13 protein-coding genes are annotated in these 16,558 nt (G+C 56.9%); 3 read left to right on the top strand and 10 right to left on the bottom strand.

Going from position 1 to position 16,558, the window contains the following annotated elements:
• Positions 1–8: 8 nt before the first annotated feature.
• From gsiB to N5923_RS24120, 3 genes are read right to left on the bottom strand one after another with little or no spacing between them, the layout of a single operon-like run.
• Positions 9–1,547 (bottom strand): glutathione ABC transporter substrate-binding protein GsiB, encoded by a 1,539-nt coding sequence (gsiB, locus tag N5923_RS24110; RefSeq protein WP_267144228.1) that lies wholly within the window; start codon positions 1,545–1,547, stop codon positions 9–11.
• A 52-nt stretch (positions 1,548–1,599) separates the two neighbouring features.
• Positions 1,600–3,462: a glutathione ABC transporter ATP-binding protein GsiA gene (gsiA, locus tag N5923_RS24115; protein WP_267144227.1), complete on the bottom strand. Its 1,863-nt coding sequence runs from the start codon at positions 3,460–3,462 to the stop codon at positions 1,600–1,602.
• 9 nt (positions 3,463–3,471) lie between these two features.
• On the bottom strand, positions 3,472–4,437 hold the full coding sequence (locus N5923_RS24120) for an isoaspartyl peptidase/L-asparaginase (RefSeq protein WP_267144226.1): 966 nt from the start codon (positions 4,435–4,437) through the stop codon (positions 3,472–3,474).
• 255 nt (positions 4,438–4,692) lie between these two features.
• On the opposite strand from N5923_RS24120, the gene moeA reads away from it, so the two are divergent.
• Positions 4,693–5,928, top strand: coding sequence for a molybdopterin molybdotransferase MoeA (moeA, locus tag N5923_RS24125; protein WP_267144225.1), 1,236 nt, complete (start codon positions 4,693–4,695; stop codon positions 5,926–5,928).
• A 1-nt stretch (position 5,929) separates the two neighbouring features.
• Entirely contained in the window at positions 5,930–6,688 is a 759-nt protein-coding gene (gene moeB / locus N5923_RS24130; RefSeq protein ID WP_267144224.1) for a molybdopterin-synthase adenylyltransferase MoeB, read from the top strand.
• A gap of 170 nt (positions 6,689–6,858) precedes the next feature.
• Here moeB and N5923_RS24135 read toward each other — a convergent pair whose 3' ends face one another.
• The 6 genes from N5923_RS24135 to N5923_RS24160 are packed head-to-tail and all read right to left on the bottom strand — an operon-like array spanning position 6,859 to position 13,851.
• On the bottom strand, positions 6,859–8,529 hold the full coding sequence (locus N5923_RS24135) for a dipeptide ABC transporter ATP-binding protein (RefSeq protein WP_267142347.1): 1,671 nt from the start codon (positions 8,527–8,529) through the stop codon (positions 6,859–6,861).
• Entirely contained in the window at positions 8,529–9,347 is an 819-nt protein-coding gene (locus tag N5923_RS24140; protein ID WP_267142346.1) for an ABC transporter permease, read from the bottom strand. Before N5923_RS24140 ends, N5923_RS24135 begins: the two co-directional genes overlap by 1 nt.
• Positions 9,344–10,288: an ABC transporter permease gene (locus N5923_RS24145; RefSeq protein ID WP_267142345.1), complete on the bottom strand. Its 945-nt coding sequence runs from the start codon at positions 10,286–10,288 to the stop codon at positions 9,344–9,346. Before N5923_RS24145 ends, N5923_RS24140 begins: the two co-directional genes overlap by 4 nt.
• A 15-nt stretch (positions 10,289–10,303) precedes the next feature.
• Positions 10,304–11,860, bottom strand: a complete 1,557-nt coding sequence (locus tag N5923_RS24150; RefSeq protein ID WP_267142344.1) for an ABC transporter substrate-binding protein — start codon at positions 11,858–11,860, stop codon at positions 10,304–10,306.
• Between the two features lie 17 nt (positions 11,861–11,877).
• Positions 11,878–12,987 (bottom strand): C45 family autoproteolytic acyltransferase/hydolase, encoded by a 1,110-nt coding sequence (locus N5923_RS24155; protein WP_267142343.1) that lies wholly within the window; start codon positions 12,985–12,987, stop codon positions 11,878–11,880.
• A gap of 15 nt (positions 12,988–13,002) precedes the next feature.
• A complete protein-coding gene (locus N5923_RS24160; protein WP_267142342.1) occupies positions 13,003–13,851 on the bottom strand; it encodes an alpha/beta hydrolase in 849 nt (282 codons plus the stop codon).
• 293 nt (positions 13,852–14,144) lie between these two features.
• On the opposite strand from N5923_RS24160, the gene N5923_RS24165 reads away from it, so the two are divergent.
• The gene (locus N5923_RS24165; RefSeq protein WP_267142341.1) at positions 14,145–14,777 is read left to right on the top strand and encodes a GntR family transcriptional regulator; all 633 of its coding nucleotides are present in this window, start codon (positions 14,145–14,147) and stop codon (positions 14,775–14,777) included.
• 88 nt (positions 14,778–14,865) lie between these two features.
• Here N5923_RS24165 and N5923_RS24170 read toward each other — a convergent pair whose 3' ends face one another.
• A complete protein-coding gene (locus N5923_RS24170) occupies positions 14,866–16,461 on the bottom strand; it encodes an ABC-F family ATPase (protein WP_267142340.1) in 1,596 nt (531 codons plus the stop codon).
• Positions 16,462–16,558: the final 97 nt, after the last annotated feature.

The raw sequence follows: 16,558 nt of genomic DNA on the forward strand, positions 1-16,558 counted from the left end.
GTGCGGCATTACTTCAGATCGGCTTCATCGAAGCTAAATGAGGTATCCGGCATTACATAGAAACCGGTCAGCGTTTTGCTGTTGGCCGAAACTAACTGTTCAACCACCAGCGGCGCCCACGCGTGATCGTTCCAGATACGATCCTGTGCATCTTTATACAATTTGGCTTTTGCAGTGCGATCGGTGGTCTGCAACGCACCGGCCAGATCTTTATCCACCTGCGGATTGCTGTAGAAGGCAGTATTAAAGATCGCTGGCGGCCAGGAGGCGGTGGCAAACAGCGGCGTCAGCGCCCAGTCTGCTTCACCGGTAGAGGCCGACCAGCCGGTGTAGAACATACGCACACCGCTCTCTTTCTGACCTTTACCTTCCACTTCGGCCGCACGCTGGCCGGCATCCATCGCCGTCACCTGCACTTTAATGCCAACCTGCGCCAGCTGCTGCTGGGTAAACTGCAGCACTTTCTGCGCGGTGCTGTGGTTATGCGATGACCACAGGGTGGTGGTGAAGCCATTCGGATAGCCCGCTTCTTTTAACAATTCGCGCGCTTTGGCCGGATTGTATTCAATCTTCGGATAGGTTTGCGCAAAGTCGATAGATGGCGGCACGATGCCGGTAGCTGGCGTGGCGTAACCGCTAAACGCCACTTTTACCAGCGCCTGACGGTTAATCGCGTAGTTAATCGCCTCACGCACTTTTGGATTATCAAATGGCTTCTGGGTAACGTTAAAGCTGATATAGCGCTGCATAATCGATGGCGAGGTCACCAGATCCAGCTTGCTGTTGCCCTGCAACACTTTCGCCTGCTCAAACGGTATCGGGAAAGCGAAATTTGCTTCACCGGTCTGCATCATCGCTGCACGGGTGTTGTTATCGACCACCGGACGCCAGGTAATGCTGTCGAGCTTCGGATAGCCCTTCTTCCAGTAACCGTCCCACTTCTTCACTTTGACAAAGTCGGTCTGGTTCCAGGTGACAAACTGATAAGGGCCGGTGCCAACCGGGTGGAAGCCAATATCCTTGCCATACTGTTTCAGCGCGGCAGGAGAGATCATCGCCGCCGCCGGATGCGCCAGGTTATTGATAAACGCCGAGAATGGCTGTTTCAGGGTAATTTTAACCGTTGTCGCATCGACCGCTGCCGTGGAGGCGATATATTTAAACAGGTTATAGCGCTTCAGATGATTGTCGGGATTACTGGCGCGATCGAGGTTGGCTTTTACCGCTGCGGCATTAAAGTCGCTACCATCCTGGAACTTAACGCCGGGACGCAGCTTAATGGTGTAAGTCAGACCATCGCTGCTGGCCTGATAGCTTTCCGCCAGCACATTGGTCAGTTTCATATCCTTATCAAAACCAAACAGTCCCTGATAGAAAGACTTGGCCACCGCCTGCGACAGCGTGTCATTGGCATCATAAGGATCGAGGGTGGTGAAGTTGGAGGCGACAGCAATCACCGCATCCTTTGCCGCCCAGGCCGGAACTGCAGCGAAACTGCCGATCAGGCCCGCGGTAACCAGCCATTTACGCGTGTGTGGAATCGTCATGTTGCATTTATCTCCTGTAGTCCCTTGTTGGGGTATTTTGGCAAATACAGATTCAGGTGCCGCTAATCGCATGGCGCGCGACAAAATGTCCGGCGCCGACTTCCACCAGCGGTGCGACATCCGGCTCATCACCCAGCTCGCGAATCGGGCTGGGCATTTCATCGACCAGTAAGGCGCGCTCACGGCGGCGATGGCCCGGATCGGCCACCGGCACCGCCGACATCAGTTTACGGGTGTAGGGGTGCTGAGGGCGCTCAAAGACCGCCTGTCGCGGGCCAATCTCAACAATCTGCCCGAGATACATCACCGCCACGCGATGGCTGATTCGCTCCACCACCGCCATATCATGTGAAATAAACAGAAACGCGATGCCGAACTCACGCTGCAAATCGAGCATCAGGTTGATAATCTGCGCCTGAATCGACACATCCAGCGCCGACACCGACTCATCGGCAATCACCACTTTCGGATTCAGCGCCAGCGCGCGCGCAATACAGATACGCTGGCGCTGGCCACCGGAAAACTCGTGCGGGTAACGCCGGGCATGTTCCGGCAGCAGCCCCACTCTCTCCAGCAGCCAGGCAACGCGTGCTTCTGCTTCGCGCCCCTTCATCACGCCATGAACCAGCAGCGGCTCCATAATCGAGAAACCGACGGTCAGACGCGGATCGAGTGACGCATAGGGATCCTGAAAAATAAACTGAATATCACGGCGTAAATGCGACAGCTCGCTGTTTTTCAGCTGGTCGATACGCTTACCGGCAAAAGTGATAGTGCCGCTCTGGCTCTCGACCAGCCGCAACAGCGAACGGCCGGTGGTCGACTTGCCGCAGCCCGACTCGCCCACCAGCGCCAGCGTCTCGCCCGGCCGCAGGTCAAAACTGACCTTTTCCACCGCATGCACCCGACGTCTGACGCGATTAAAAACGCCGCTGCGTATATCAAAGCGCGTCACCAGATCGCGCACCTGCAGAATCGGCTCCGCCTGCTGCGCCACGGTATCCTGCGGCAACTGGGGTTGTGTGTTATCGGCGTTGACCAGCGGGAATTTCGCCGGGAACGGCTGACCGCTCATTGAGCCGAGTTTCGGCACCGCCGCCAGCAGTGCACGGGTATACGCCTGCTGCGGCTGACGGAAAATATCATTGACCGGCGCAGTCTCCACTACTTCACCGCGATACATTACCTGCACGCGATCGGCCATTTCCGCCACCACGCCCATATCGTGGGTGATAAAGATCACCGCCATTTCCATCTCTTTTTGCAGCACGCGGATCAGCTGCAAAATCTGCGCCTGAATGGTGACATCCAGCGCGGTAGTCGGTTCGTCGGCAATCAGCAGCGCCGGTTTACAGCAGAGTGCCATCGCAATCATCACCCGCTGGCGCATACCGCCGGAAAGCTGATGCGGAAAGCGTGTCAGCACATTTTTCGCTTCAGGAATCCGCACTAAATCGAGCATACGCTGCGCTTCCGCCAGCGCCTGACGATGATTAAGTCCCTGATGCAGGCGAATAGACTCGGCAATCTGCTCACCTACCGGAAACACCGGATTGAGTGAGGTCATCGGCTCCTGGAAAATCATTGCCATATCGGCGCCGCGAATGCCGCGCATCTGCGACTGACGGCTGCGCGCCAGATCGACCACTGCGCCATTGCGGCGGCGCAGCCAGATTTCACCGCTGTCCATCCTGCCGCCGCCCTGCTCAATCAGGCGCATTAACGCCAGCGAGGTGACCGACTTACCTGATCCAGACTCACCGACAATCGCCAGCGTTTCGCCGCGCTTTACTTCCAGCGACAGCTGACGCACCGCCTGGGTGGTCACCCCATCCTGGGTAAAGCTGACGCTAAGATTACGTACCGCAAGCACCTGCTCTGGCGACAGCTGCATCTCTGCTGGTGTTCCGGTCATGCTCTCTCCTTATTCTGCGCGATAAATACCCACAACCGCATCATCACCGACATAGCCAAAGCCGCGATACATGCCTTCGCTGTTAAACGGCAGCGCCACATTGCCGTCACGGTCGACCGCCACAATGCCACCGCTACCGCCCAATACCGGAATTTTTTCCATCACCACCCGGTCGCTGGCCTGTTTCAGCGATAAACCACCGTACTCCATCAGCGCCGCAATATCGTAGGCCGCCAGCGTGCGCATAAACACTTCACCGGTGCCGGTACAGGAGACCGCCACATTGGCATTATTGGCGTAGCAACCGGCGCCGACCAGCGGCGAATCGCCAACGCGTCCGGCCTGTTTATTGGTCATGCCGCCCGTCGAAGTGGCCGCCGCCAGATTGCCATGCAGATCGAGCGCCACCGCGCCCACGGTGCCAAATTTACGATCGTTATCCAGCGGATCGTCACCGCCACTCTGCGCGGCGCCGTCGTGATCGAGCAGCGTCTGGTTACTGGCTAACGCGCGTTGCAGCTGTTCCCGGCGTTCAGGGGTGGAGAAAAAGTCCGGTTCCACCGCTTCCAGCTGATGTTGCGCGGCAAAGGCTTCAGCGCCAGCGCCAATAAACAGCACATGCGGACTGTGTTCCAGCACCGCACGCGCCGCCAGCACCGGATTGCGAATGCGTGAAACACCGGCCACCGCCCCCGCGTCCAGCGAGCTGCCATCCATCACGCAGGCATCCAGTTCATGGGTGCCCTGATGGGTAAATACTGAGCCTTTACCGGCGTTGAACAACGGACACTCTTCGAGCAGGCGCACCGCTTCGGTGACCGCGTCCAGCGCACTGCCGCCTGCCGCCAGAATTGCCTGACCACTGTTCACAATCTGCGAAAGCGCCTGAATATAGTATTGTTCTTTTTCTGCACTCATTGCCGCGCGTGAAATCGCGCCGGCACCGCCGTGAATGGCGATTACTGCTCTGCTCATAATCCCGTTGCCCTGTGCGTTAAATCAGCATGAAAAACACTGAGTTAGCTGAGGTATAGCAAAATTTCAGCGATTTTCGACTATAGGTAGCCTGTAAAGCGATGTAAAGCGGAATGTTTGCTGACTGATAATAACGATCTGTTCTGGCTAAGTCGCCACCGCGTTAAGCGGGCGTGACCCACCTGTTAATTCGCGCCATAATAGCCGGTATCTGAGTCATTACCGGGCTGCTGGCTGGCCCGATCTGGAGACATAATGGAACTCTTTACTGCGGGACTGATCTCCCTGGAAGACGCACGCCGCAATATGCTGGCGCAGGTTTCCCCCCTCAGCGACAGTGAGACGGTGGCTATCACCGCCGCAGCTGGCCGCATTACCGCCGAAGCGGTGATCTCCCCACTTAATGTCCCTTCGTTTGCCAACTCGGCAATGGATGGTTATGCCCTGCGTGAGGCTGATTTCACCCGTGACCTGCCACTGGCTGTCGCGGGTAAAGCCTTTGCGGGCGCGCCATATCAGGGTGAATGGCCAGCAGGCAGCTGCATTCGGATTATGACCGGTGCGCCGATCCCGCCGGGCGCCGATGCGGTGGTGATGCAGGAGCAGACCGAAAGTAGCGGTCAGGGAGTACGCATCCTTGCGCCGGTCAAAAAAGGGCAGAATATTCGTCTGGCAGGTGAAGATATCCGCCAGGGCGCCAGCGTACTGGCCGCCGGGGTTAAACTTGGCGTCGGCGAGCTGCCATTACTGGCGTCGCTTGGTATTAGCCAGGTCAGCGTAGTGCGCAAGCTGCGGGTGGCAGTGTTCTCCACCGGCGATGAGCTGCAACCCGTCGGTGAGCCACTGGCTGCCGGGCAAATCTACGATACTAACCGCTTTGCCGTCCATCTGATGCTGGATGCGCTGGGTTGCGAGGTGCTCGATCTTGGCATTATTAAAGATGATCCTGCCGCACTGCGCGCCGCCTTCCGGCAGGCTGATGCGCAGGCCGATGTGGTGATTAGCAGCGGCGGCGTGTCGGTCGGCGAAGCGGATTACACCAAACAGATGCTGGATGAGCTGGGTGAGATTGGCTTCTGGAAACTGGCGATGAAACCGGGCAAACCTTTTGCCTTTGGCCGCCTGCCTGACAGCTGGTTCTGTGGCCTGCCGGGTAATCCGGTTTCCGCCGCCGTGACCTTTTATCAGCTGGTGCAGCCGTTACTGGCGCATCTTACCGGCCAGCAGGCCGACGCGCTGCCGCCACGGATGCGCGCACGCGCCAGCGAAGTGCTGAAAAAGTCCCCCGGCCGTCTCGACTTTCAGCGCGGCGTCTTCAGCCGCGATGCCACAGGCGATCTGCAGGTGCGCAGCACCGGCCATCAGGGTTCACATGTGTTTAGCTCTTTTAGCCAGGCCAACTGCTTTATCGTGCTGGAGCGCGAGCGGGCAACGGTACAGCCGGGCGAATGGGTAGAGATCGAACCTTTTAACGCGCTGCTGGGAGGCTGAGATGCAGAGTGCACTGAGCGACGAGGAGACCCTGCGCTATAACCGTCAGATTGTACTGCGTGACTTTGATTTTGATGGCCAGGAGAAACTGAAAGCCTCGCGTGTGCTGATTGTCGGTCTTGGCGGCCTCGGTTGCGCCGCCGCACAGTATCTGGCTTCGGCGGGCGTCGGCTCGCTGACGCTGCTTGATTTCGATAACGTGTCACGCTCCAACCTGCAACGTCAGATTTTGCATACCGATGCCGAAGTGGGCATGGCAAAAGTTGAATCGGCACGTCAGCGGCTGACGGCGATCAATCCGCTGATTGCTATCGACGCGGTTAATGCCCGACTTGACGACGCCGCACTGAAAAAACGCCTGAAAGTCTGCGATCTGGTGCTCGACTGTAGTGATAATCTCGATACCCGTGAACAGCTTAATCGCCTCTGTTTTGCCACCAGGATCCCGCTGGTGTCGGGCGCAGCAATCCGTATGGAAGGTCAGATCAGCGTGTTTAGCTGGCAGCAGAACGAGCCTTGCTATCGCTGTATCAGCCGCCTGTTTGGCGCCAGCGCGTTGACCTGCGTCGAAGCTGGCGTGATGGCGCCGCTGGTCGGAGTGATTGGTGGATTACAGGCGATGGAAGCGATTCGCGCCCTGACCGCCTATGGCAGCAGCGTGGCGGGTAAGTTGCTGATGTATGATGCGATGACGCTGGAGTTTCGCCAGCTGAACGTGGCGCAGGATCCGAACTGCGAGGTTTGCGGGCAGAATCATTAATACCCACGGGCGGCGAGAACGCCGCCCCTACGCTCGTATAGATGTAGGGGCGGCGTTCTCGCCGCCCGTGTCAATAATTTGCACCAACCTTAATGACGGCGTTCTCGCCGCCCCTGTCAATAATTTGCACCAGCCTTAATGACGGCGTTCTCGCCGCCCGTGTTATTGATTTACTCGGTACCCGTGGCAATACGGGAGCCGAAAACGGCTTCCTGACACTGATATCCTCCGTTCGCCAGCGGTGTTAACCGAGGCAAACAGGAGAGCAGCCGCCGGGTATAGTCATGCTGCGGCTGATCGAGTACATCATCACTCCAGCCACTCTCAACCAGCAGCCCCTGCTCCATCACCATAATCCGATCGGCAATCTGCTCAACCGCCCCCAGATCATGAGTAATAAACAGGCAGGCGAAACCGTAGCTCTGCTGCAGTTTTTTCAGCAGCAGGATGATCTGCTTTTGCACCGTCATATCCAGCGCCGAGGTCGGTTCATCGGCGATAATAAAGGCCGGTCGGCGAATTATCGCCCGGGCAATCGCCACACGCTGACGCTGGCCACCGGACAGCTGGTGCGGGTAGCGCGCCAGAAACATCGCATCGAGGCCGACCTCCTCCAGCACCTGCTTAATCCGATCCAGCCGCGCACGCCGGTTCATCTGCGCCAGCAGCAGCAGCGGCTCTTCCAGCAGCTGCGCCACCTTCATGCGTGGGTTCAGCGAAGAGTAAGGATCCTGCTGAATCATCTGACAGGCCATGCGCCAGCTCTGACGCTGCGCTCTGCTGGCGTTCTCCAGCGGCTGGCCCATAAACGTCAGCGATCCAGCGCTGGCCTGAACCATACCAGCAATCAGTTTGCCAATGGTGGTCTTACCGGAACCGCTGGCGCCGACCAGCGCCACCGTCTCTCCGGCACGCACATTAAAGCTGACGCCATTGACTGCCCGCGTCAGCGTGCGTGGCTTAAACCAGCCTTTACGCCCCTCGTAGTCGATCACGATATCCTGCAGGCCAATTACCGGTTGCGCGGCAAACAGCGTCTGACGATCCGGCGCGGCTTTACGGGTTGGCAGCGCATCCAGCAACCGGCGGGTATAGGGATGTTGCGGACTGGCGAGTAGCGTATGACTGCTGTTCTGCTCCACCAGTTCGCCCTGCTCCATCACCATAATGCGCGAGGCATAGTTGGCCACCATTGACAGATCGTGGCTAATCAGAATCACCGCACTGCCCTTTTCCGCCGTCAGCGCCAGCATCAGCTCCATCACCTCGTGCTGTACCAGCACATCCAGCGCGGTAGTAGGTTCATCGGCAATGATCAGCTTCGGCTCCAATAGCATCACTGAAGCAATCATCACGCGCTGGCGCATGCCACCGGAAAATTCGTGCGGAAAACGGGTTAGCAGCGAGGCGGCATTATTCAGTCCGACACGCTCCAGCATGGCGATAATTTTGGCTTTACGCTGCGGTGCCGTCAGCGTCGTATGCAACACCAGCCCTTCATCAAGCTGACGACCAATACTCATCGCCGGATTCAGCGACGTCATTGGCTCCTGAAATACCATGCCAATCCCGGCGCCACGCACTTCACGCAGCTGTCCGGCGCTAAGATTGAGCAGGCTGCCACCGGCAAACTGCATCGCATCGGCGCGCCAGCCGATATTGGCTGGCAGCAGACCGATTAACGCACGCATCGCCAGGGTTTTGCCGCTGCCGGATTCCCCCACCACCGCCAGCACTTCGCGTTCCGCCAGCGCAAATGAGATGCCTTTAACCACCAGGCGATCGCCGACACTGACCTGCAGGTTACGCACTTCCAGTAACGCTTTGGCTTGTGGATTCATCAGTGCATCCTCGGGTCAAGATAATCACGGAGTGCGTCGCCCACCAGGTTGACGCCAAGTAACGCAATCGAAATGCAGGCGCCAGGCAGCAGCGCCAGGTAAGGTGCCTGTGACAGATACGTCCGGCTGGCGGCCAGCATATTGCCCCAGGTCGGCTCTGGCGGCGGTACCCCCAGGCCGAGAAACGACAGCGCGCTTTCCGAAATCAGCACCCAGCCGAGCATTGAGGTGGCCAGCACCGTTAACGGTGCAATGCAATTAGGTAAGACATGGTGCGTCAGGATATAGCGTTCGTGATGGCCCATTACACGCGAGGCTTCAACAAAATCCGCCTCACGTAATCCGAGCACCGTGCCCCGCACAATACGTACCACCGCCGGGGTATAGGCAAGGCCAAGCGCCAGAATAATGCCGTAACGGTTATTGCCGAGAATGCTGAGCAGACCCAGCGCCAGCAGAATACCGGGAAAGGCCAGCAGAGTGTCGGTGACCATCATAATCAGCCGATCAACAATACCGCGCAGATAGCCGCTGATCAGTCCAAGCAGCACCCCGCACAACAGAGCAAACGTAACGGTCGTCAGCGAGATGGTCAGGCTGGCGCTGGCGCCCAGCAGCAGGCGACTGAGCACGTCGCGGCCATACTCATCGGTGCCAAACCAGTGGGCGGCATCCGGCCCCTGCAAGCGCGCCAGGATATTGATGCGTGACGGATCGTAAGGGGTCCAGAAAAAACCGACTAATCCGGCGGCGACAATCACACCAATTAAAATCAGTCCCAACAGCGCATTCGGCGCTAACGCCATACGTGGTTTCATGATGCAGCGACCCTCGGATTAAACAGCGGATAAAGTGCATCGATCAGTAAATTGGTCAGCACGTAAATCGCGGCAATAAAGATCATACAGCCCTGAATCACCGGATAGTCGCGCGCATAGATAGCATCCACCAGCAGACGTCCCAGACCCGGCAGACTGAATACCGTTTCGGTCACCGCCACTCCGCTAAGCAGATTGCCGAGCGTCAGGCCAATCAGCGTCCAGGTGGGGCCAAAGGCGTTGGGGAAGACATGGCGCGACAGCACCGTATGCTCCTTCAGCCCTTTGGCTCTGGCATGCGCGACATAATCCAGCCGCAGTACCTCCAGCGTGCTGGCGCGCATCATGCGCACCAGTGCCCCGACTTCCACCAGCACCAGCGTCAGCACCGGCATCAGCAGATAGAAAAGCCCCTGTTGCAGATTGTCGCCGACTGAAACATAGCCCACCACCGGCAGCCAGCCGAGGTTAAGACCAAAAGCAAGCAGAATCAGCAACCCCATCCAGAAACTGGGGATAGACAGTAAAAAGGTGGAGAACATTACCAGCCCGACATCCAGCGTCGAGTTCTGTTTCCACGCCGCCAGCATGCCGAAAGGCACCGCCAGCAGCGAGGCGATAATAATCGCGGCCAGCACCACGCTGAGGGTGACGCCAAAACGGGTAAAGATCAGCGGCAACACCTGCTGACCACTCTGAATCGACTGGCCAAAATCGCCCTGAATCATCTGGCTGAACCAGATAATAAACTGCTCGGGCAGGCTCTTATCCAGCCCCATACTGTGGCGCAGATCGGCGAGGCTCGACTCGTTCGCCAGATCGCCGAGCATCAGCAATGCCGGGTCTCCCGGCACCAGCCGTGTCAGCAGAAATACCAGCACCGTCACCAGAAACAGCGTCGGGATCGCTGACAGCACGCGTTTAATCAGAAACTGCAGCATAGCGGCTCCTTAGCATCAGGATTTCAGCGAGACGTTCCACAAGCGGGCCGATGCTGCCAGCCAGGCTCTGTAACCCTCAATCGCTTTACGATGCGCCACAATATCCAGCCCCGGATAGAAGAACATCAGCGGCACCTGATCGATCATCATCTTATGCAGCTGATCGACAGTTTTCTGGATCTCAGCCTGATCGTCGAGATAGCCGAGGCTGTCGGTCAGTTTAATCGCCTCAGGATCGCCCCATACCTTGCGTTTCTCTTTGCTCTTGTCTCCGACGATCTGCTCAAAAGCCAGCGCCGGGTTAAAGCGCGCTGAGTAAGTAAAGGCCATCATCTGGTAGCGCCCGGCCTGATAACGTTCCAGCTGGGTCGCCCACTCCATAGTGGTGACTTTGGCGTTAATCCCCGCTGCCTGCAGCATCGCCTGGGCGATAATCGCCATATCAAAGCTCGGCACCGTCGAACGCTTATTGGCGATAATTTCGATGGTTTCACCTTGATAACCGGCCTCTTTCAGCAGGCGGGCGGTGCGCGCCGGATCGTAATGGAAGCCCTGTTTTTCGACCTCACCGTAAAACGCCGAAGAGGTGGAAATATTGGCATTACTCGCTGTCGCCAGACCCTGGCTGGTGCCCAGCGCAATCTGTTGCGTGTCCATCGCCGAGGCAATCGCCTGGCGCAGTTTGACGTTTTTCAGTAGCGGGTCATCGGTCTGGATCAGAATGCCGTGGCGCTGGGCGTTCGCCGCCACCTCCACCGCGATATTCGGGTCTTTTTTCAGGTCGGCGGCGTCAATAGGACTGACCTGCGCCAGATCCACCGCAGCGGAACTGAGTCCGGCTTTTACCGTGGCGGCGTCCGGCACCGCCATAAAGCGTACTTCATCCACCAGCGCCTGTTTACCGCCGACAAAGCCATCCGGTTTGCCCGGCAGCGAAGCATAAGCGGCAAAGCGTTTCAGCGAGACATACTCGCCATGTTTCCAGTTATCAAAGCTAAACGGACCGGTGCCAATCGGTTTCAGCCATTTGCCGTCGGCATCCAGCGAATCAGAGCTGATTACCGCCGCCGCGCCGCAGTCAGTACGTGCTAAGGTATCGAGGAACAACGCGACCGGTTTCGCCAGCTGCATCACCACGGTATGATCATCCGGCGCACTGACCGCAGTGACATCAATCAGCCCGCTGCCATCAAACTCACGCACGCAGCGCCACTGAGTTTTCGGGTCATTCCAGTGCTGCCAGCTCCAGACCACATCTTTTGCCGTCATCGCCTTGCCGTTGTGAAATGTCACCCCGTCGCGCAGCTGGAAAGTATAAGTTTTCCCCTCATCGCTGACCTGCCACGACGACGCCAGCATTGGCCCGACGGTGCCATCTTCGCGATAACCCACCAGCCCTTCCACCACATGCATCAGTACGTCATCGGTATTGCCATCGCGGTTGACGCCCGGCTGGCTGCTGCGGATATCCTGGTTTAGCGCGAAGCGTATTACGCTACTGTCGGCGGCATAGCCCGACAGCGCGACGATCATCGGCAGAACAACTGCGGCACCTGTTATAAGTTTTTTCATACCGTCCTCAGAGTGGGTTAGTCGAGTGTGTAGCGCGTAAAGGTCTGGTTAATTGCCGGTAACGGCGCCACATCCATCACGCCATCGGCTGGCGTCATCACGATCATCGCCACCGTGGCGGAGAGATCGCTGTTAAAGCCGGGACGCGGCGGACGACAAACGGAGTAAGGCGCACCAAAGTTGTCAAAAAAGGCGGCTTTCATATCTTCTTCATTCAGCAGTGGCTTGCCCGCCAGCAACTGACTGACGCGCCAGCTGCGATACAGCGAATCCGGCGAGGTGCCAATGCCCTCTTCGCGCACTTTCACCTTCGCGCTTTCACTCTCCCAGTGGTTGGCATGCACCAGCACGCCCTGTTGTGGATAGAGGGCAAAAGCCTCATCGGGCGCGCACTCAAAATCGATGGCAAAGCCTTCCGCCGTGCTGAGGATCATATTGTTGGAGCAGGATTTGGCGGTGGTGGCGACCACGCGCATCGCCAGTGCCATATGTTGCTGTTCCAGCGCTTTACGGCGGATCAGCGAGATCGGCACGCCGAATTTACGATAGTCGCGCTCACAGCGCAGATAGTTGGCGGTGATCGCCAGCCCGGCGCTGTTCAGGCCGCTGCGCGCCAGGCCACCGGCCTCGACAAAGGTCAGCACGTCCGGCCCGTCATCACGGCGGATCTTCACTACCACCGAGGTTTCGGCACATTCGGCGCGCCAGTCCCAGTTCTGACCGTGAATCAGTTTGCCATGTGAACTGCGCTGCGGCAGGATCACCGCGCCACTACAGCCATCTTCAATACTGTCATCGTGGATTTCACGCTGCTCGCTTAGCAGCCGCGCTTTGGCAACCACTTCGGTACGTGCATTGATCATCACGATGGCTTCCAGCGGCACACTGGCGCCAGCGGCAATGCCCTCCATTTCCGCCAGATAGTCGGCGTCAAACTGGCGCACGATGGCAGAAAAATCATCGAGAATGCGGCTTTTCTGCTGCACGCTGACCAGTTCACTAAGCTGATCGCCGTAGATCGCCACGCCGGCATGAATTCGTTCACGAGCGGCTTCACCATACTGCCGGCCACGTTCGTGTGGTGAACCGGAGATTTCAATCAGTGGAAAGGGAATAACGTTTTTCACAATGGCTCCCGGGCTTCAGCGCGTCTGGTTAAGAATCTGCACAAAGAAATCTTTCACTTCATCCAGTACTTTCATGCCGTCATGACCGACATTCGGCACAATATCCTGGGTCGCGCTGACGCCATTCGCCCGCAGGCTGTTAAGCAGTGAAGTGTTGCGCGCTACGCGTGTCTCGCCGCTATCGTTGCATCCCGGCAGATAATATTTTCCGCCCGGCTGATGGGTGATCTCCCAGGTTTCAATATCCACTTTGCCGACCACCAGATGCACCGGCACCTTGCGCAGCGCGGCATAGTTAAGCGGTTTACCAAACAGGGATTCGAAGTTCTTCACCCCCACCCACCACTCTTTCTGGTTATCCAGCAGCGTCACCGAACCTGGTGCGCCGATGGACACGCCCAGCAGTTTTTCCGGGTGAATAAACAGAAAACGATGCACAAAGTGACCACCGCCGGAGTAGCCAAACAGCAGAAACCTGGCGAAATCCGCCTGTAGTGAGGCGCTGACCTCAGCGATCATCTCCAGCAGCACCAGGTCGTAGCGGATCTGCTGTTCAATAATGTATTTAAAGCCATGTGAATTGCCGTCACCCAGCGGCCCCACCGCAAACAGCGGCGCCAGCACCACGCAGCGGTTATAACGGGCGAACTCGGTAAAGGCATCGCGATACTGGGTCATCGATCGCCCGGTGCCGTGCATAACCACCACCAGCTTGTGCCCCTGCGGATCGGCATCAAAACTGGGCGGCACATACATGCAGTACTGAAAACGGCTGTCGAAACGGCAGGAGAAAATCGTGGTGCTGCCGCGATAGTAGAGGGCCTGACTGCGCTGCGCAGCGGACTGAACTTCGGCTGTGGTCATCTTCTGTTCCGATTGGCTAAGTAACGTTCGAATTTGATTCAATCACAGAACCAAAATTGGCGCCAATTTTTATGACAATTTATTCACAAAACCTATGGCTTGTGTCACAATTCTGTTAATTCGGCTGCACGAAGACATGAGACTTTCGCTATAGCATTCTGTTTTTTAACGGGAATCAGCGAAAATTCCATCACAGGACGGCAGATCGTTTTGCAATGATAGCGATGTAACTGTTGCCAGACGGCACTAAAATACGCACTGTTTTCCCGGCGGCTTAAGGAAAGGAACCGACAATGAAACATCGTAAAAGCGTGCTACTGGTGGATGTCGCCAACAGCCTGGCGACGGATATCAATACCGGTGAATTTACTGCCGGTATGTGGCTTAAGCAGGTTGAGCTGGCGGAGCGCTACCGTTGTACCCGCAGTGAAGTGCGCCGCGCGCTGGATCAGCTGGTTATCGAGCGTCTGGTGCAACATGTCCCGAATCGCGGTTATCACGTTTATGCGCCCAATGTGCAGCAACGGCGCAATATCTCAGCGATCCGCGCAATTCTGGAGAGCGCTTCAGCCAAAGATATTATCGCCAATACCAGCGCCGAAGATTTGGCGATGCTGCAGGCCTGTGCCGATAAGTTTGAGCATTTCACTCTGCACGGCAATATCTTGCAGCAGTATGAAGCCAATATGGCCTTTCATCGCGCGCTGCTCGCGCCTTGCGCTAATCAGGAGATGGTGGAGTTGATCTTTGATCTGCGCAGCCGGGTGCCGTCCGCGGCTCTCGGCCAGTGGAGTTCGCATGCACGTATTGTGCAGTCGTCGCAGGAGCATTTTGCCATGGTAGAGGCGATTGCGCAGAAGGATGAACAGCGGTTAGCGACGTTAATTACGCAGCATATTTTGCAGGAAAATGATAAAGCGCGGTAGATATCAGCAGCACGGGCGGCGAAAACGCCGCCCCTACGCCGGTATGAATGTAGGGGCGGCGTTATCGCCGCCCGCAACAACACATCGATTAGTTATCAACACCTTTACTACGCAGATAATCTTCGTAGTTGCCGGTAAAGTCGATCAGACGGGTTGGCGTGATTTCGATGACGCGGCTGGCCAGTGAACTGACAAACTCACGGTCATGGGAAACGAATACCAGCGTCCCTTCGTACATCTCCAGCGCCATATTCAGCGCTTCGATCGATTCCATATCAAGGTGGTTGGTTGGCTCATCCATAATCAGGATATTTGGACGCTCCATCATCAGCTTACCAAACATCATGCGGCCTTTTTCACCACCGGACAGCACTTTAGCGGGTTTCTTGATATCGTCCTGGCTGAACAGCAGACGACCGAGAATTCCGCGCACCACCTGCTCGTCATCGTTACCCTGCATCCACTGGCTCATCCAGTCGAAGACATTCAGGTTGTTATCGAAATCGTGGGTATGTTCCTGCGCGAAATAGCCAATACGCGCATTCTCTGACCACTTCACCGTACCGGTATCCGGCAGCGCTTCGCCAACCAGCGTTTTCAGTAAGGTGGTTTTACCGATACCGTTCGGACCGATAATCGCCACTTTCTCGCCCACTTCCAGCAGCAGGTTAACGTTTTTAAACAGCGGACCGTTATCAAAGCCTTTAGTCAGGGTTGCCAGCTCCAGCGCGTTACGGAACAGCTTCTTATCCTGCTCGAAACGGATAAACGGGTTCTGACGGCTGGACGCTTTCACTTCGTCCAGTTTGATCTTATCGATCTGCTTGGCGCGGGAAGTTGCCTGACGCGATTTCGAGGCGTTAGCACTGAAGCGGCTGACAAACGACTGCAGTTCGTTAATCTGCGCTTTCTTCTTGGCGTTATCCGACAGCAGACGATCGCGCGCCTGGGTAGCGGCGGTCATATATTCGTCGTAATTACCCGGATAAACGCGCAGCTCGCCGTAATCCAGATCCGCCATATGCGTACACACCATATTGAGGAAGTGACGGTCATGCGAAATGATAATCATGGTGCTGTTACGTTCGTTCAGCACCTGCTCCAGCCAGCGAATCGTATCGATGTCGAGGTTGTTGGTTGGTTCGTCGAGCAGCAGGATTTCCGGGTTAGAGAACAACGCCTGCGCCAGCAGCACACGCAGTTTCCAGCCTGGCGCTACTTCACTCATCGGACCGTAATGCTGTTCCAGCGGAATACCCACGCCAAGCAGCAGCTCACCGGCACGCGCTTCCGCGGTGTAACCGTCCATCTCGCCATATTTCACTTCCAGATCGGCCACTTTATAGCCGTCTGCTTCGCTCATTTCTGGCAGTGCATAGATACGGTCGCGCTCTTCCTTCACTTCCCACAGTTCGTGATGGCCCATAATCACCGTGTCGAGCACGCTGTATTTTTCAAAGGCGAACTGATCCTGGCGCAGCTTACCGATGCGTTCGTTAGGATCGAGGGAAATATTACCGCCGGATGGCACCAGATCGCCGCCGAGGATTTTCATAAAGGTTGATTTGCCGCTGCCGTTAGCGCCAATCAGGCCGTAGCGGTTACCGCCGCCAAATTTGACAGAGATGTTTTCGAACAGCGGCTTACTGCCAAACTGCATGGTGACGTTGCTGGAAACTAGCACAGAAATTGCCTTACGGTTGGTATACTGAAATGTGATTTAGCGCAGATAATATCATGAAACCGGCAGTGGCGTGTACTGCCATTGCGCAGCCAGAGCG

The organism is Winslowiella arboricola (assembly GCF_025527015.1).
In the GTDB taxonomy this organism is placed as follows: domain Bacteria; phylum Pseudomonadota; class Gammaproteobacteria; order Enterobacterales; family Enterobacteriaceae; genus Erwinia; species Erwinia arboricola.

What these genes read in the sequence shown, in the direction of transcription:
- gsiA (WP_267144227.1), bottom strand. Translation starts at nt 3,462, where the DNA reads ATGACCGGAACACCAGCAGAGATGCAGCTGTCGCCAGAGCAGGTGCTT.
- N5923_RS24150 (WP_267142344.1), bottom strand. Translation starts at nt 11,860, where the DNA reads ATGAAAAAACTTATAACAGGTGCCGCAGTTGTTCTGCCGATGATCGTC.
- gsiB (WP_267144228.1), bottom strand. Translation starts at nt 1,547, where the DNA reads ATGACGATTCCACACACGCGTAAATGGCTGGTTACCGCGGGCCTGATC.
- N5923_RS24145 (WP_267142345.1), bottom strand. Translation starts at nt 10,288, where the DNA reads ATGCTGCAGTTTCTGATTAAACGCGTGCTGTCAGCGATCCCGACGCTG.
- moeB (WP_267144224.1), top strand. Translation starts at nt 5,930, where the DNA reads ATGCAGAGTGCACTGAGCGACGAGGAGACCCTGCGCTATAACCGTCAG.
- N5923_RS24120 (WP_267144226.1), bottom strand. Translation starts at nt 4,437, where the DNA reads ATGAGCAGAGCAGTAATCGCCATTCACGGCGGTGCCGGCGCGATTTCA.
- N5923_RS24165 (WP_267142341.1), top strand. Translation starts at nt 14,145, where the DNA reads ATGAAACATCGTAAAAGCGTGCTACTGGTGGATGTCGCCAACAGCCTG.
- N5923_RS24140 (WP_267142346.1), bottom strand. Translation starts at nt 9,347, where the DNA reads ATGAAACCACGTATGGCGTTAGCGCCGAATGCGCTGTTGGGACTGATT.
- moeA (WP_267144225.1), top strand. Translation starts at nt 4,693, where the DNA reads ATGGAACTCTTTACTGCGGGACTGATCTCCCTGGAAGACGCACGCCGC.
- N5923_RS24135 (WP_267142347.1), bottom strand. Translation starts at nt 8,529, where the DNA reads ATGAATCCACAAGCCAAAGCGTTACTGGAAGTGCGTAACCTGCAGGTC.
- N5923_RS24160 (WP_267142342.1), bottom strand. Translation starts at nt 13,851, where the DNA reads ATGACCACAGCCGAAGTTCAGTCCGCTGCGCAGCGCAGTCAGGCCCTC.